Consider the following 14,505-nt stretch of genomic DNA (forward strand, 5'->3'; position numbering starts at 1 on the left):
GCTGCCCTCGCCCACCTGAACCCTGGTTCAGGATGCGGGTCCGGCACATCACCTGCAGACACCTTTTCCTGCCACGGCCCCCTGCATCCACTGCTCGGGGCCGTTGCTTTTTCCAACCCCTCACTTCTCTTGCGTGACTTTCCCGTGAATATCGCTGCCCTGCTCGACCCCCTCCTGATCGCCGAACTCGCCGCTCTCGGCCTCGGCACCGGTTTTCTCGCGGGCCTGCTGGGCATCGGCGGCGGCATGCTGATGGTGCCGTTCATCACGATCATCATGGGCCATCGCGGCGTGCCGGCCGACCTCGCGGTGAAGATGGCAATCGCCACCTCGATGGCGACGATCATCTTCACCTCGGTGTCCAGCGTGCGCGCGCACCACCGGCGCGGCGCTGTGCGCTGGGACATCGTGCGGCGGCTCGCACCCGGCATCGTCATCGGCAGCCTTGCTGGCAGCCTGGGCGTGTTCTCGCTGCTCAAGGGCACGGCGCTGGCCATCTTCTTCGCGCTGTTCGTGGGCTTCTCGGCCACGCAGATGTTCCTCGACAAGAAGCCCGCGCCCACACGGCAGATGCCGGGCACGGGCGGCCAGCTCGCGGCAGGCGGCGCGATCGGCTTCATCTCGGGCCTCGTGGGCGCGGGCGGTGGCTTCATCAGCGTGCCGTTCATGACGTGGTGCAACGTGTCCATCCACAACGCGGTGGCCACCAGCGCGGCGCTGGGCTTTCCGATTGCGGTGGCGAACGTGCTCGGCTATGCGGTCAGCGGCCAGTCGGTGCAAGGCCTGCCGGCCGGCTCCTTCGGCTACATCTGGCTGCCCGCGCTGGCCGTGATCGCGCTGTGCAGCGTGTTCACCGCACCGCTGGGCGCGAAGGCGGCGCACAGCCTGCCGGTGAAGAAGCTCAAGCGCGTGTTCGCGAGCATCCTGTACCTGCTCGCGGCCTACATGCTCTGGAAGGGCCTGCACGGCTGATCTGGCCGGACAAAGCCCTTCGGGCCTGAGGTACGCCCCGTTGCGGTGCGCGAAGCCGCGCCGTATAAGGGTTTCATGAAAATCCTCATCGCCGTCGATGGCAGCGCCTACACCCGCAAGGCGCTCGACTACCTGCTTGCCAATCGCGCAATGTTCGTGGACGGGCACCAACTGGTGGTGGTGCACGTGTGCACCGGCATCTCGGGCCATGTCGCGCGCCACCTGAGCAAAGAATTGGTGACGGACTACTACGCCGAGGAAAACGCCAAGGTGCTCGACCCGGTGAAGGCGCTGTTCGCCGAGAGCGGCGTGAGCAACTACACGATCGACTCGCGCCACGGCCATGTGGCCGAGGAAATCCTCAAGTCGGCCGCGGCGGCACAAGCCGGGCTGATCGTGCTCGGCACCCATGGCCACGGCATCTTCGGCCGCGCGCTGATGGGCTCGGTTGCCACCAAGGTGGTCGCCGAAACCAACACGACGGTGATGCTGGTCCAGTAGCCCTTCTTACTGTATGCGCTGCTGCCGCCATTCGCGCGGCGAGCAGCCGAAGCGCTCGCGGAACGCGCGGCTGAAATGCGCCGCGTCGTTGAAGCCGCGGCCATAGGCAATCTCGGCCACCGGCCGGCCCGCGAGGCGCGGCTCCAGCAGGTCGCGGCTGCACGCCTCCAGCCTTCGCTCCCAGATGTACTGCGACGGCGTCAGCGGCTCGCTCCTGAACACGCGGTGGATGTGGCTCACCGACACGCCCAGCCCTGCCGCCAGCGTGCCCACCGACAGCGAGGGATCGGCCAGCTGCTCGTCGATGAGCCGCTTCACGCGCGCCAGGTGATACGCCGTGAGATTGCTGAGCGACGGCGCACTCGCCGCGGGCAGCGTCTGCAGCCCCGCCACCAGGATGTTCTGAACGCCGTTGGCCACCGCAAGCGCCGACGCGGGCTGCAGCGTATCGATGTCTTCGCGCAGCGTGTGGATCATGCCCAGCAGCAGGTGCCCCGCGCCCGCACGGCCTGACACCGTAGTAGCCGTCAGCGCCTCGGTGTCGCGCAGCTCGCTGCGCAGACGTTCGCCGGGCAGCTTGAGCACGATCTGCTCGAAGGACTCGTCGAACAGCAGCTGATAAGGCCGCGTGCTGTCGTACAGCGCGAAGTCGCCGGCCGCGAGCACGGCGTCGCGGCCGTCCTGCCGCACCACGCCACGGCCGCGCGCCTGGATGCTCACGAGAAAGTAGTCGTCGCTGGAGTGCGAGATGTGCCCCGGCGTGCGCATCACCTTCTGCGGGCCCGAGGTGACGACCGACACGTCGAGCCCGGGCAGCGCGTGCTGGCGGATGCTGCCTTCGAAATCGCAGGTATCGCCTTCGCGCACCGGATCGCAGCCCAGTTGCACGTAGACGTTGCAAATCATGTCGGTCCAGTAGGCAAGCCGCTGGTCCCGCGGGACGGCGTCGGTGCTGAGCAACTGGGTCATCGGGGGGTCCTCGGAAAGCCTTGGCAACAAGGGCATGCAACGCTGGAACAAGAACGCCGCCAATCCGGGTCAAGGCGTTCCGGCGGCGCGAATTTACGCTTCAAGCAACCCGCATGCCACAGCGCAAACCCGGTGCGCCGTAGGTGCGGAAGACGCCTCGTTACTTTCATTGCATCTGGAGAACCACCATGCCGACCACCGTCCACCCCAAGCTGCGCGTTGCCGCCGTACAGGCCGCCCCCGTGTTCCTCGACCTCGACGGCACCATCGACAAGACCATCGACCTGATGGCGCAGGCCGCGAAACAGGGCGTGCAGCTCGTCGCCTTTCCCGAAACCTGGGTGCCCGGCTATCCGTGGTGGATCTGGCTCGATTCGCCGGCCTGGGGCATGCAGTTCGTGCAGCGCTATCACGACAACTCGCTGGTCGTAGGCTCGGCCGAGTTCGACCGCATCGGGGAGGCAGCGCGCAAGCTCAAGATCTGGGTGTCGCTCGGCTACAGCGAGAAGGCGGCGGGCAGCCTCTACATTGCGCAGGCGCTCATCGACGACCAGGGCAACACAGTGCAGACGCGGCGCAAGCTCAAGCCCACGCATGTGGAGCGCACGGTGTTCGGCGAAGGCGACGGCTCAGACCTCGCCGTGGTCGAGACGGCGCTGGGCAACATCGGCTCGCTCTCGTGCTGGGAGCACCTGCAGCCGCTGAGCAAGTACGCAATGTATTCGCAGAACGAGCAGATCCATTGCGGCGCATGGCCGAGCTTTTCGCTGTACCGCGGCGCGGCCTACGCGCTGGGCCCCGAGGTCAACAACGCCGCGAGCCAGGTGTATGCGGCCGAGGGCCAGTGCTTCGTGGTCGCGCCCTGCGCCACCGTGTCGAAGGCCATGAGCGAGCTGATGTGCACCGACGCGGGCAAGCAGCAGATGCTGCGCACTGGCGGCGGCTTTGCGCGCATCTACGCGCCCGACGGTTCACCCCTGGGCACGCCGCTGGCGGAAGACGAAGAGGGCCTGGTCATCGCCGACATCGACCTCGGCATGATCTCGCTCGCCAAGGCGGCGGCCGATCCCAGCGGCCACTACTCGCGGCCTGACGTCACCCAGCTGCTGCTCAACAAGACGCGCCGCGAACCCGTGGTGGTGCAGCACACGCCCGAGCCTGAAAGCAGCGTGCCCGAGCCGGTCGCGGCCTGAACCCAAGGAGGCACGCCATGGAATCCGCCATTGCCGAGCATCTGAAGTGCCCTCGCACGCGGCACCGCCGCGTGGAAGACGACTACACGCCGCCCTACCCCGTGTGGTCGGCCCGTGCGCCAACATCGGTGAAGCAGGTCGTGATGGGCTACTTCGGCGTGCAGTCGCGCGGCCCCGAAATGCAGGGCCGCGCCTGCGCCGCGCTGATGAAGATCGCCCGCGACTTCGCCCTGCCCGACGGCCCGGGCCACCATGACCTGACGCACTACGTCGATGCCGACGGCTTCGACAACATGGTCGCCATCGCCTACTGGAGCGACGCCGCGGCCTACGCACGCTGGTGCGCCACGCCCGCAATCGATGCATGGTGGCGCTCCGACGATCGGCTCAACGAAGGCCTCGGCTACTTCCGCGAGATCGCGTCGCCGCGCGTCGAGCACTTCGAAACCATGTTCAACACACCCGACCGCTTCGAGGGCGTCGGCGCGGTCATGGGCGAGGTCAGCGGCGAACTGCAGGAGCACGGCTACTGGGGTTCGATGCGCGACCGCATCCCGCTCTCGCAGACCGATGCGATGGCGCCTTCGGGCACGCGTGCAGTGATTGCCGGCACGCCGGCTCCGGGCCAGCGCGTGCGCATCGCGGGCCACGAGAACATCGCGATGATCCGCTCCGGCCAGGAATGGACCGACACCACCGGGCAGGAGCGCACGCTCTACCTGGAAGACATGGAGCCGGTGCTGCGCGAGGGCATGGACTTCCTGCGCGACCAAGGCTTGGGCATCGGCTGCTACAGCAACCGCTACATGCACCACCTCGACGCGAAAGGCACACCGCTGCAGAAGTCCTTCGGCCTGAGCTACTGGCGTTCGCTGGCCGACATGGAGCGCTGGGCCGAATCGCACCCCACGCACGTCGCGATCTTCGGCAGCTTCATGCGCTATGTGCAGGCGCTGAACTTCCAGCTGCAGCTGCGCGTGTACCACGAGGTGTCGGTGCTCAAGGCCGACGAGCAGAGCTACGAGTACATCAACTGCCACGCGCGCAGCGGGCTGATGAACGGGCTGGCGCCCGTTGCATGAGCCGATTCGATCAGGCCGCGAACAGCGCCTTGTGCTCCGCGCGCAGCAGCGCCTTCTGCACCTTGCCCATCGCGTTGCGCGGCAGTTCCGGCACGACGAAGCAGCGCTTCGGAATCTTGAAGTTCGCGAGCTTGGCCTTCAGGTCGGCCACGATGGCCTCGGCATCCAGCGAAGCACCTGCCTTCGCGATGACGATGGCCACGCCCACCTCGCCGAAGTCGGGGTGCGGCACGCCGACCACCGCGCTCTCGGCCACGCCGGCCATCTCGTTGATGTAGCCCTCGATCTCGGCCGGGTACACGTTGTAGCCGCCGCTGATGATCAGGTCCTTGCTGCGCCCGACGATGACGATGTAGCCCAGGCCGTCGATCTTGCCCACATCACCCGTCTTGAAGAAGCCGTCGGAGGTGAACTCTTCCTTCGTCTTCTCGGGCATTCGCCAGTAGCCCGCGAACACGTTGGGGCCGCTGACCTCGATGTTGCCGATCTCGTCGGTGGTGCAGTCGCGGCCGCTGTCGTCGCGCACGCGCAGTTGCACGCCCGGCAGCGCAAAGCCGACAGTGCCGCCGCGGCGTTCGCCCTGTGCGGCGGTGTAGGGGTTCGACGTGAGCATGACCGTCTCGCTCATGCCGTAGCGTTCGAGAATGGTGTGGCCGGTACGCTCGCGCCACTCGTCGAAGGTTTCGATCAAGAGCGGCGCCGAGCCCGCGACGAACAGGCGCATGTTTCGCACCGCCTCGCGCGTGAGACCCGGCTCAGCCAGCAGCCGCACATACAGGGTGGGCACGCCCATGAACACCGTGGCTTCGGACAGCTTCTGCACGACGCGCTTCGGGTCGAACTTCGAGAACCACAGCATCTTGCTGCCGTTGAGCAGCGCGCCGTGCAGCGCGACGAACAGGCCGTGTACGTGAAAGATGGGCAGCGCGTGGATCAGCACGTCGCCTTCGGTCCAGCCCCAGTAGTCCTTCAGCACCTGGGCGTTCGACAGCAGGTTGCCGTGCGTGAGCATCGCGCCCTTGCTGCGGCCGGTGGTGCCGCTGGTGTAGAGGATCGCGGCCATGTCGTCGGCCTTGCGCTGGGCTACGGTGTGCTTGTCGCTGCATTGCGCGGCAATTTCGAGCAGCGTGCCGGTGCGGTCGTCGTCCAGCGTGAAGACGTGCTGCGTGCCCGCCGCGTTGGCGATCGGCCCGACCCACGGCGCATTGCGGCTGGTGCACACCACCACGGCCGGCTCGGCGTTGCCGATGAAGTATTCGATCTCGGCGCTCTGGTAGGCGGTGTTGAGCGGCAGGAACACATAGCCCGCGCGCAGCGTGGCGAGGTACAGCAGCATGGCCTCGACAGATTTCTCGACCTGCACCGCGATGCGCGCGCCCTTCTCCAGCTTCAGCGCATCGAGCAGGTTGGCGATCATGGCGCTGGCGCGCTCGATGTCGCGCCAGGAATAGAACAGGCCGTTGTCGGTTTCGACGGCGATGCTGTCGAGGTCGGCGGGGAAAGCCGCGCGCAGGGCGGCGAACAGGTTGGCGTTGGCGGTCTTCTTCATCTGACGGTTTCTTATCTTCAGAAATTCGGGGTGCGCTTGGCGAGAAAGGCGGCGATGCCCTCGCGATGTTCGGCGGAGTCGGCGTAGTCGTAGGCGGTGGCCAGCAGGTCGTGGGCCGATGGGGCTCCGGCCCGCAGTGCTGCAAAGGTCTGCTTGTGCAGGCGCGCGGCCTGCGGCGCGAGCGCGGCGATGCGCGTGGCGTGTGACTGCACGGCGGCAGCCACTTCGTTGTCGGGCGGCACCTGCAGCAGGAAGCCCGCGTCGTACAGGCGCTGCGCACCGTGCACGCCGGCGGCGAGCAGCATGTCGCGCGCGAGCACGTCGCCAATGGCGCCATGCACCAGCGCGGCTTCGCGCGGCGCCATCGGAAAACCGAGCTTTGCGATGGGCGCGCCGAACTTCGCGGACGCGCCGGCCAGGCGGATGTCGCAGCAGCTCGCGATCTCGATGCCCGCGCCCATGCAGGCGCCCTCGATCTGCGCGACGAGTGGCAGCGGGCAGTCGAGCATGGCCTGCAGCGCGGCCCACACTTCGTTCTCGTGAAATTCGCGCAGGCTGGGCTCTTCGAAGCGGAACGACGGGTACTCGGAGATGTCGCCGCCCGCGCAGAAGGCCCCGCCCTCGCCGCGCACGACGACGCAGCGCAGGCCGCCATCGTCGTTGCGCAGGCCGTCGAACACGGCGCGCAGCTCGCGCCACATGGCGCGCGTCATGGCATTGAGGCGCCCCGCGTTCGACAACGTAACGAACGCGATGGCGCCTTCCTGGCGCAACGAGATGCCGCTGCCGCCTGTCATTCGATCTTTGCGCCCGAGGCCTTCACCACCGTGGCCCAGCGCTTGATCTCGGAACTCACGAAGCTGCCGTAGGCAGGGCCCGTGAGGGTCGGGATTTCCGAGCCGTTCTGGGCCCAGATGTTCTTGATGTCGTCAGCCGCCAGCACCTTCTGCATCTCGGCGACGATCTGGGGCTGCACGTCGGCGGGCGTGCGCCGTGGTGCCCACAGTCCGTACCAGGTGGTCACGGTGTAGTCGGGCAAGCCCACCTCCGCGGCGCACGGCACATCGGGGAACGCGGGGTTGCGCTTGGTGCCGGCCACCATCAGTGCCTTGATGCGGCCACTCTTGATGTACTGGGCCGAGGAGCCGAGGCCATCGAACATCAGGTCGACATTGCCGGCGATCAGGTCCGCCAGTGCCGGCCCGGCACCACGGTAAGGAATGTGCGTGATGAAGGTGCCGGTCTGGATCTTGAACAACTCGCCGGCCAGGTGGTGCGAGGTGCCGGCGCCGGCCGAGCCGTAGTTCAGCTTGCCGGGGTTGGCCTTGGCAAGCGCGATGAATTCCTTGATGTTGTTGGCCGCCACGCGGCGCGGATTGACCACCACCACCTGCGGCACGTTGGCCAGCAGCATCAGCGGCACGAAGTCTTTCTCGATGTCGTAGTCGAGCCTGGGATAGACGGACGGCGCAATGGCATGGTGCACCGCGCCCATGAACAGCGAGTAGCCGTCGGCCGAAGCCTTCGAGGCCACGCTCGCACCCAGCGTGCCGCCAGCGCCGCCGCGGTTGTCGATGATGAGCGACTGGTTCGTCAGCCTCGAGAACTGCCCCGACAGCGGCCGCGCGAACGCGTCGGTCCCGCCGCCGGCCGGAAACGGCACGATCATCGTCACGGGCTTCGTCGGCCAGCCCTGCTGGGCCCGCGCTGCGCCGCAGAGAACGGCCGCACCGGCGGCAGCCACGCGCAGGACGTCGCGGCGTTGAAAGCTTGGGTTCATATGTCTCTTCTCCTGTCTGTCGTTGTGGATCTTGCCGCACCATGCGGCAGTTGCAGGCGCTTGTGGCGCCGGCGCTTGGGACTTTCCGATAAGGACTTCAGCCTTTTTTGAAGTACAGGCTTTCGACGTCTCCCGATACTGCCACCTTGCCGTCCGCCAGCCAGGTGCGATGCTTGTCCAGGCGCTTGAGGTCGTAGAGGTAGTTGACCATGAGCCCGTAAGACTGCCTGTGCCCCTTGGGCGACGGATCGCCGGCCCAGTTCAGGCGCTCCACGCGGGCGCCGTTGCCCAGGTGGAAGCGAGCGACCGGGTCGGCCGGCGTGCCGTCGACCAGCGCGCGGCCGAGGTACTCGGCGGCGGCCTGCATCAGCCATTGGCGCAGCGGCGACTTCGCATCGAAAGTGGCGGCCGCGTCGACCGCGGCGAGCAAGCGCTCGGCGGTCGGCGGCAATGAGCCGACGAGGCGGCCGAGCTCGGCTTCGCGCTTCTCGTCGAGGCGCGGCAGCAGGTCGGCGGCGTTCTTCGCGAGCCAGGTGCGAAAGCCCGGAATCGGCGAGAGCGTGGCGAAGGTCTTCAGGCGCGGCAGCTCGTCCTGCAGGGTCTCGACCACGCGCTTGATGAGCGAATCGCCGAAGCTCACGCCGCGCAGGCCGTTCTGAGTGTTGCTGATCGAATAGAAGATCGCGGTGGTGGCCCTTGCCGGCAGCACGGGCACGGCGGCTTCGTCGAGCAGCGGCGTGATGCCGTCGCTGATGCGATCGACCAGCGCCACTTCGACAAAGATCAGCGGCTCGTTGGGCAGGCGCGGATGGAAGAAGCCGTAGCAGCGGCGGTCGCTGTCGTCGAGCCGGTTCTTCACGTCAGACCAGCTCTTGATGTCGTGCACCGCTTCGTAGCGAATGAGCTTTTCGATCAGCGAGGCGGGCGAATCCCAGTCGATGCGGCGCAGTTCGAGGAAGGCCACGTCGAACCAGGTGGAGAAGAGTTGCTCCAGCTCGGCGTCGAGCGCGAGCAGGCGCTTGTCGGCCTTCAGGCACGGAAGCAGGTCGGCGCGCAGGTCGACCAGGAAGCGCATGCCTTCAGGCTCGACCGCAAAGCGCTGCAGCAGGCGCATGCGCGGCGACACCAGTGCGCGGCGCAGGCGCAGCTCGGCCTGGCCTTCGTCGGGCGTGCCGACCGCCGCCTGGTGCTGGTCGCGGGCAGTCTTGAGCTTTTGCGCATCGGCGGCGAAATGCTCGCTCATCAGCGCCCAGTAGTCGCGGCGCTCCTCGGCCGTGGCGGCGCGGTAGGCGTCCGCGATGGCGTGGGCGCGGCGGCCACCCTCGACCTCGCTCACGCGCGGGTCGATCACGGCCTGCAAGTCGGCCAGCACGCGGCGCAGCGCGCGCGGCGACAGGGCTTCGTCAGCCTTGCGCAGAGTGACCTGCAGGCGCTCGGCGGTCGAGCGTGCGCTGGGCTTGGGCGCGTTCTTCGGCGCGCTCTTGGCAGCGGCTTCGGGCGCCACGGGCACCTTGGACTTTTCGCCAGAACGCAGCCGCGCCTGGAACCATTCGGTCGCACTCATCGGGGCACTCCATTTTTTGAGGGGATGGTCACGGCATCACCCTGGATTTCTGATTGCGCATGACTTCGCGCAGCGCCTCGCGCTGGCGCGTCATGTGCGTGCGCATGGCGGCGTCGGCGCCTTCGCTGTCGCGCGCCTTGAGCGCGGCGAACACGGCCAGATGCTCCGACAGGCTCTGGTCGAGCCGACCCGGCGCATGCAGCTGCTGCAGCCGCGCAAGCTTGAGGATCTTGCGCAGGTCGCCGATCACCTGCGCCAGCCACTTGTTGTCAGCGAGCTTGATGATCGCCTCGTGAATGATGTGATTGGTGGCGTAGTAGTCGTTGATGCGGCGCGCCTTGGCGTGGCGCACCAGCCGCTCGTGCAGCGCGTCGAGTTCGTGCAGCTCGGCGTCGCTGGCGTTGCGGGCGGCCTCGTAGGCGCAGCGGCCTTCGAGCAGCGCGATGACGGGAAAGATCTCGTCGAGGTCACGCTCGGTCACCTCGTTGACGAAGCAGCCGCGCCGCGGCTCGTGCCGCAGCAGGCCTTCGGCGGTAAGCACCTTGAGCGCCTCGCGCAGCGGCGTGCGCGAGATGGAGAGCCGCTCGCACAGGGCTGCCTCGTCCAGGAAGCTGCCGGGAGTCAGCGTGCCGTCGAAGATCTGCTCGCGCAGCGTGGCGGCGACTTCATCGTGCAGGGAGTTGGGGACCAGGCGCATACGGATCGGGGCAGCAAGTGCGACGTAATTTCCTGTAATTACGCGTAATTCTGAGCCTGCACCCGATCCGGCACGGCTGGTACTTACCCTGCGAACTTCCGATTCAAGAGGCTCAAGCGCGCGCGGCGGCGGCCTTGCTGCCCGAGCGACCGAACCAGAACCACAGCGCGATACCGGCAATCACCATCGGCACGCTGAGCCACTGCCCTTGGCTCAAGTTGAGTGCACGCAGGCCGAGGAAATCGTCAGGCTCGCGGAAGTACTCGGCCACGAAGCGCAGCACGCCGTAGCCGATCAGGAACACCGCGGCCACCTGCCCCTGCTTGCGTTCCTTGCGCGCATAGAGCCACATCACCACGAAGAGCAGCAGCCCTTCGAGCAGGAACTGGTAGACCTGCGAGGGATGGCGCGGCAGCATCGATCCGCTCTGCGGAAACACCATGCCCCAAGGCAGATCGGGGCTGCTGAAGCGGCCCCACAGCTCGCCGTTGATGAAGTTGCCCACGCGACCGGCAGCCAGACCTGTCGGCACGCAGGGCGCAACGAAATCCATCACCTGCCAGAACGGCCGTGCGCGCGAACGCGAGAACCAGACCATTGCGCCAATCACGCCGAGCAGCCCGCCGTGGAAGCTCATGCCGCCCTGCCACACGTAGAGGATTTCGAGCGGATGCGTGAGATAGAACTCGGGCTTGTAGAACAGGCAATAACCCAGCCGCCCGCCGACGATGACGCCCATCACGCCGAGGAAAAGAATGTCCTCGATGTCCCTGCGCTGCCATGCGCCTGCGCCCACCAGCGAGCGGTACGGCTCATGCCGCAGCCGGCGCGTGCCGAGAAAATAGAAGAGCGCAAACGCGGCCAGGTAGGTCAGGCCGTACCAGTGAATGGCCACCGGCCCGAGTTGCAGGGCGATGGGGTTGATCTGCGGATACATGAGCATCCGCGGATTGTGCCCCGGCCGAATGTCGGGGCCGGGACGGGGATATTCAGGCCGCTACTAGAGAACTAGCGCCCGAACTTCCACCACAGCAGCCCCGCCACCACGGCCGGCACCGCGAAGATCAACAGGAAGATCGGCAGTTCCTCGGCCACCGAATACCCCGCCTTGATCACGCCCACGGCCATGTTGATGCCCGCGCCGATGAACCAGGCCGGAATGAACCACTTGGCCGCCACGGCCAGCGCAGCCGAAGAGCCGTCGCCCATGAAGCGCGCGGCCAGCAGGAACACCACCAGCAGCACGAAGCCGCCGCCCATTACCATGATCGTGTGCATGTCGTTCGTCCTCCAGGCGGCATCTTGCCGGATCAGCGTGTGGTGTAGCCGCCGTTGGCAAAAATCGTCTGCCCGGTGATCCACCAGCCTTCGGTGACGAGGAAGCGCACGATGGGTGCGATGTCTTCGATGTCAGTGAGGCCCTTCTTCGAGAACTTGCTGAGCGCGGCGGCGCTGCTGTGGTATTCGACGGCCTCCTTGCTCTCCTGCCCGTAGAAGAACGGCGTGTCCATCGGGCCGGGGCCGATCGCGTTGACCGAGATGCCGCGCTCGCCGAACTCCTTCGACGCGGCGCGCGTGTAGTGCTCCACCGCCGCCTTCGAGCCCGGATAGATCGCATAGAACGGCGTGTAGGCCGCCAGCAGCGAGCTCACCAGCGTGACGATGCTGCCGCCGTCGGCCATCGTGCGGCCGGCCTGCTGGATGAAGAAGAAGGCGGCCTTGGCGTTGGCGTCGAAGCTCTTGTCGTAGTCGGCCTCGGTGACATCGAGAATCGGCTTCTTGATGACCACGCCGGCAGTGTTGATGGCGATGTCGACCTGCCCGAAATGCTTCACGGCCTGGTCGAACAGCTTCACGCTGTTGTCGACCACCGAGAGATCGCCCTGCACCAGCAGCGTGTCGGCGCCCTTGGCCTTGAGCGCGGCGGCGGTTTTTTCGGCATCGGCGCGCGAGGCATCGCTGTTGTAGTGAATGGCGACGCCGCGGGCGCCGCCGTCGACCATCTGATGCCCGATGAGGGCGCCGAGGTTCTTGCCACCGCCGGCGATGACGACGACCTTATTCTTGAGAGTGCGTGCGGACATGAATGGACTCCTTTGTAGAGGGTGATGCGTGACGGGAGCATTCAGTCTATTGATCAGCACGCCGCAGATAAATCACCCAGTGAAGGCTAGACTGTTCAATAAATCACGAACAATTCAGATTACCCATGGACCGCATCGATCTCCTCCAGGTTTTCGTGCGCGTGGCCGAAGCCGGCAGCTTCACGCGCGCCGCCGACCGTCTGGGCCTGCCGCGCGCGACCATCTCGACGGCCGTGCAGCAGCTCGAAACCCGCCTCGGCTCTCGCCTGCTGCACCGGACCACGCGCCGGGTGGGACTCACGCCCGACGGCGAAGTGATGCTGGAGCGTGCCCGCGCGCTGGTGGCCGACATGGAAGACATGGAGCAGCAGTTCCTGCCCGCGCACGGCCAGGTGAGCGGCAGGCTCAAGGTCGACGTGCCGAGCCGCATCGCGCGGCGGCTGATCGCGCCAGCACTCCCGGGCTTCTTCGAGCGCCATCCGGCCATCGAGCTCGAACTGGGCTCCAGCGACCGCGCGGTGGATCTCGTGCTCGAAGGCGTCGACTGTGCGCTGCGCGTGGGTCCGCTGGCCAGCAGCAGCCTGGTGGCAAGGCCGCTCGGGCATTTCACGTTGATCAACTGCGCGAGCCCGGCCTACCTGACGCGCCACGGCACGCCGCGCACGCCCGCCGACCTGCCGCAGCACATGGCCGTCAACTACGCCTCGCCGACCAGCGGGCGCGCCGCTCCCTGGGAATGGCAGCGCGACGGGGAAACCGCGAGCTTGCGCATGCGCAGCCAGGTGGCGGCGAACAATGCCGAGACCTACATCGCCTGCGCACTGGCCGGCCTGGGCCTGATCCAGATTCCGGCGTACGACGTGCGCGAGCACCTCGTGGCCGGCGAACTGATCGAGGTGCTGACCGACGCACGTGCCGAGCCGCTGCCGGTGCAGCTCGTGTACCCGCACCGGCGCAACCTGTCGCGGCGCGTGCAGGCCTTCGCGGGCTGGCTCGAAACCCTGCTCTCCGATTCGCTCGACCCGCGAGCGGTGTCGAAGACGGGTGGCGCGCGGGCATCGCGCAGATAGAGGCAAAGGCAGGCGCCCTGCCCGCTATTTCTCCTGGGCCTGCTCCGTACGCTCGCGCACGAATGCCACGAAGCGCGCCAGCGCCGGATGCGCGGCCTGTGCGGGCCACACGAGGCTTGTCTCGCAGGCCGGCAAGGCCACGCGGCGCCGCCCCACGCCCTTGAACTCGTCGACCTGCCGGTAGACGACGCCCGCGCGCCGGAACTGCATCACGCTGTGCGGCACCCAGGCAACGCCGATGCCGCCCGACACCAGATTGACGATGGTCTGCATCTGGATTGCCTCCTGCGCCACCTGCGGCACGCGGCCGGCCGCGTGATAGAGGTCGAAGACCGCGTCGTGCAGCGAGGGCACGATGCGGCGCGGAAAGATCACCAACGGCTCGGCCAGCACCTCCGCCAGCGGCACGGGCCGCGCGCGGGCGAGCCGGTGCTGCGCCGGCAGGGCCAGCACCAGCGCCTCTTCCTCCACCGGCAACCGGGCCAGCCCGGGCGGCGCCGCACCGGGCGAATGCAGCATCAGCCCCGCATCGATCTCGCCACGTGCGAAGGCTTCGAGCTGCACGTCGCCGGTGGCCTCGACCAGTTCGAGCGCCACCTCGGGGCACAGCACGCGGAACTCGCGCACCCAGGCCGGCAGTTGCTCGAAGCCGACGGTCGAGACGAAGGCGATGCGCACCCGGCCCACCTGCCCCGCCGCCGCCGCGCGGGCCCGGGCGGGCAGCGCCTGCGCGCGGGCCAGCAGCTCGCGCACATCGGGCAGCAAGGCCTCGCCGGCCGGCGTGAGCGCCACGCGCCGCCGGGTACGGTCGAACAGCACCACGCCCAGCGTCTTCTCGAGCTGGGCAATGGCTTGCGTGACCGGTGGCTGCGTCATGTGCAGCCGCAGCGCAGCGCGGCCGAAGTGCAGCTCTTCGGCCACGGCGACGAACTGGCGCCAGGCCCGCAGGTCGATCAGGGCTTCATTCATATGCCAAGCATATCAATCTGTGCTTGAAAATGGATTGGAAGCAATCAATCAGAAGTCCGATACTTGGGCTCCCCC

General features: G+C 67.3%; 15 protein-coding genes. 5 read left to right on the forward strand and 10 right to left on the reverse strand.

All coding sequences use genetic code 11. The features are described 5' to 3' along the window. The first annotated feature begins 150 nt into the window (after positions 1-150). Both BLW48_RS14885 and BLW48_RS14890 read left to right on the forward strand, forming a co-directional pair. A complete protein-coding gene (locus BLW48_RS14885; protein ID WP_093056586.1) occupies positions 151-972 on the forward strand; it encodes a sulfite exporter TauE/SafE family protein in 822 nt (273 codons plus the stop codon). A gap of 75 nt (positions 973-1,047) precedes the next feature. Next, positions 1,048-1,473, forward strand: a complete 426-nt coding sequence (locus BLW48_RS14890; RefSeq protein ID WP_093056488.1) for a universal stress protein — start codon at positions 1,048-1,050, stop codon at positions 1,471-1,473. A gap of 6 nt (positions 1,474-1,479) precedes the next feature. Here the strand turns inward: BLW48_RS14890 and BLW48_RS14895 are convergent, their stop codons facing one another. Then, positions 1,480-2,442, reverse strand: coding sequence for an AraC-like ligand-binding domain-containing protein (locus BLW48_RS14895; protein WP_093056487.1), 963 nt, complete (start codon positions 2,440-2,442; stop codon positions 1,480-1,482). A 188-nt stretch (positions 2,443-2,630) separates the two neighbouring features. Here BLW48_RS14895 and BLW48_RS14900 point away from each other — a divergent pair, with 188 nt between their 5' ends. Together BLW48_RS14900 and BLW48_RS14905 are read left to right on the forward strand one after the other, a co-directional pair. Then, positions 2,631-3,635, forward strand: coding sequence for a carbon-nitrogen hydrolase family protein (locus tag BLW48_RS14900; RefSeq protein ID WP_093175811.1), 1,005 nt, complete (start codon positions 2,631-2,633; stop codon positions 3,633-3,635). A gap of 17 nt (positions 3,636-3,652) precedes the next feature. Then, positions 3,653-4,717, forward strand: coding sequence for a phenylacetaldoxime dehydratase family protein (locus BLW48_RS14905; RefSeq protein WP_093175814.1), 1,065 nt, complete (start codon positions 3,653-3,655; stop codon positions 4,715-4,717). A 10-nt stretch (positions 4,718-4,727) separates the two neighbouring features. Here BLW48_RS14905 and BLW48_RS14910 read toward each other — a convergent pair whose 3' ends face one another. The 8 genes from BLW48_RS14910 to BLW48_RS14945 form a co-directional block, all read right to left on the reverse strand. After that, positions 4,728-6,266 (reverse strand): malonate--CoA ligase, encoded by a 1,539-nt coding sequence (locus BLW48_RS14910; protein ID WP_093175816.1) that lies wholly within the window; start codon positions 6,264-6,266, stop codon positions 4,728-4,730. Positions 6,267-6,283: 17 nt separating this feature from the next. Further along, positions 6,284-7,063 carry an enoyl-CoA hydratase/isomerase family protein gene (locus BLW48_RS14915; RefSeq protein WP_093175819.1) on the reverse strand — a complete coding sequence of 260 codons (780 nt, stop codon included), beginning with the start codon at positions 7,061-7,063 and terminating at the stop codon, positions 6,284-6,286. Beyond that, entirely contained in the window at positions 7,060-8,046 is a 987-nt protein-coding gene (locus tag BLW48_RS14920; protein WP_093056482.1) for a Bug family tripartite tricarboxylate transporter substrate binding protein, read from the reverse strand. Before BLW48_RS14920 ends, BLW48_RS14915 begins: the two co-directional genes overlap by 4 nt. Before the next feature lie 97 nt (positions 8,047-8,143). Next, positions 8,144-9,610 (reverse strand): malonyl-CoA decarboxylase, encoded by a 1,467-nt coding sequence (locus BLW48_RS14925; protein WP_093175822.1) that lies wholly within the window; start codon positions 9,608-9,610, stop codon positions 8,144-8,146. Positions 9,611-9,638: 28 nt separating this feature from the next. Further along, the gene (locus BLW48_RS14930; protein WP_093056480.1) at positions 9,639-10,307 is read right to left on the reverse strand and encodes a GntR family transcriptional regulator; all 669 of its coding nucleotides are present in this window, start codon (positions 10,305-10,307) and stop codon (positions 9,639-9,641) included. A 112-nt stretch (positions 10,308-10,419) separates the two neighbouring features. Beyond that, a complete protein-coding gene (lgt, locus tag BLW48_RS14935; RefSeq protein ID WP_093175825.1) occupies positions 10,420-11,250 on the reverse strand; it encodes a prolipoprotein diacylglyceryl transferase in 831 nt (276 codons plus the stop codon). A 65-nt stretch (positions 11,251-11,315) separates the two neighbouring features. Next, positions 11,316-11,585, reverse strand: a complete 270-nt coding sequence (locus tag BLW48_RS14940) for a hypothetical protein (RefSeq protein WP_093056478.1) — start codon at positions 11,583-11,585, stop codon at positions 11,316-11,318. 32 nt (positions 11,586-11,617) lie between these two features. Then, a complete protein-coding gene (locus BLW48_RS14945) occupies positions 11,618-12,391 on the reverse strand; it encodes an SDR family oxidoreductase (RefSeq protein ID WP_093175827.1) in 774 nt (257 codons plus the stop codon). 125 nt (positions 12,392-12,516) lie between these two features. On the opposite strand from BLW48_RS14945, the gene BLW48_RS14950 reads away from it, so the two are divergent. After that, the gene (locus BLW48_RS14950; RefSeq protein ID WP_093175830.1) at positions 12,517-13,461 is read left to right on the forward strand and encodes a LysR family transcriptional regulator; all 945 of its coding nucleotides are present in this window, start codon (positions 12,517-12,519) and stop codon (positions 13,459-13,461) included. 24 nt (positions 13,462-13,485) lie between these two features. On the opposite strand, the gene BLW48_RS14955 is transcribed toward BLW48_RS14950, so the two are convergent. Further along, entirely contained in the window at positions 13,486-14,430 is a 945-nt protein-coding gene (locus BLW48_RS14955) for a LysR family transcriptional regulator (RefSeq protein WP_093175832.1), read from the reverse strand. Positions 14,431-14,505 lie beyond the last annotated feature (75 nt).

The organism is Variovorax sp. YR266, from assembly GCF_900107295.1.
Classification (GTDB): Bacteria; Pseudomonadota; Gammaproteobacteria; order Burkholderiales; family Burkholderiaceae_C; genus Variovorax.

Bases quoted from the DNA above. Each gene is read 5' to 3' on its own strand.
- BLW48_RS14910 (WP_093175816.1), bottom strand. From the start codon at position 6,266: ATGAAGAAGACCGCCAACGCCAACCTGTTCGCCGCCCTGCGCGCGGCT.
- BLW48_RS14925 (WP_093175822.1), bottom strand. From the start codon at position 9,610: ATGAGTGCGACCGAATGGTTCCAGGCGCGGCTGCGTTCTGGCGAAAAG.
- BLW48_RS14890 (WP_093056488.1), top strand. From the start codon at position 1,048: ATGAAAATCCTCATCGCCGTCGATGGCAGCGCCTACACCCGCAAGGCG.
- BLW48_RS14945 (WP_093175827.1), bottom strand. From the start codon at position 12,391: ATGTCCGCACGCACTCTCAAGAATAAGGTCGTCGTCATCGCCGGCGGT.
- BLW48_RS14920 (WP_093056482.1), bottom strand. From the start codon at position 8,046: ATGAACCCAAGCTTTCAACGCCGCGACGTCCTGCGCGTGGCTGCCGCC.
- BLW48_RS14895 (WP_093056487.1), bottom strand. From the start codon at position 2,442: ATGACCCAGTTGCTCAGCACCGACGCCGTCCCGCGGGACCAGCGGCTT.
- BLW48_RS14950 (WP_093175830.1), top strand. From the start codon at position 12,517: ATGGACCGCATCGATCTCCTCCAGGTTTTCGTGCGCGTGGCCGAAGCC.
- BLW48_RS14955 (WP_093175832.1), bottom strand. From the start codon at position 14,430: ATGAATGAAGCCCTGATCGACCTGCGGGCCTGGCGCCAGTTCGTCGCC.
- BLW48_RS14940 (WP_093056478.1), bottom strand. From the start codon at position 11,585: ATGCACACGATCATGGTAATGGGCGGCGGCTTCGTGCTGCTGGTGGTG.
- lgt (WP_093175825.1), bottom strand. From the start codon at position 11,250: ATGCTCATGTATCCGCAGATCAACCCCATCGCCCTGCAACTCGGGCCG.
- BLW48_RS14930 (WP_093056480.1), bottom strand. From the start codon at position 10,307: ATGCGCCTGGTCCCCAACTCCCTGCACGATGAAGTCGCCGCCACGCTG.
- BLW48_RS14905 (WP_093175814.1), top strand. From the start codon at position 3,653: ATGGAATCCGCCATTGCCGAGCATCTGAAGTGCCCTCGCACGCGGCAC.
- BLW48_RS14915 (WP_093175819.1), bottom strand. From the start codon at position 7,063: ATGACAGGCGGCAGCGGCATCTCGTTGCGCCAGGAAGGCGCCATCGCG.
- BLW48_RS14900 (WP_093175811.1), top strand. From the start codon at position 2,631: ATGCCGACCACCGTCCACCCCAAGCTGCGCGTTGCCGCCGTACAGGCC.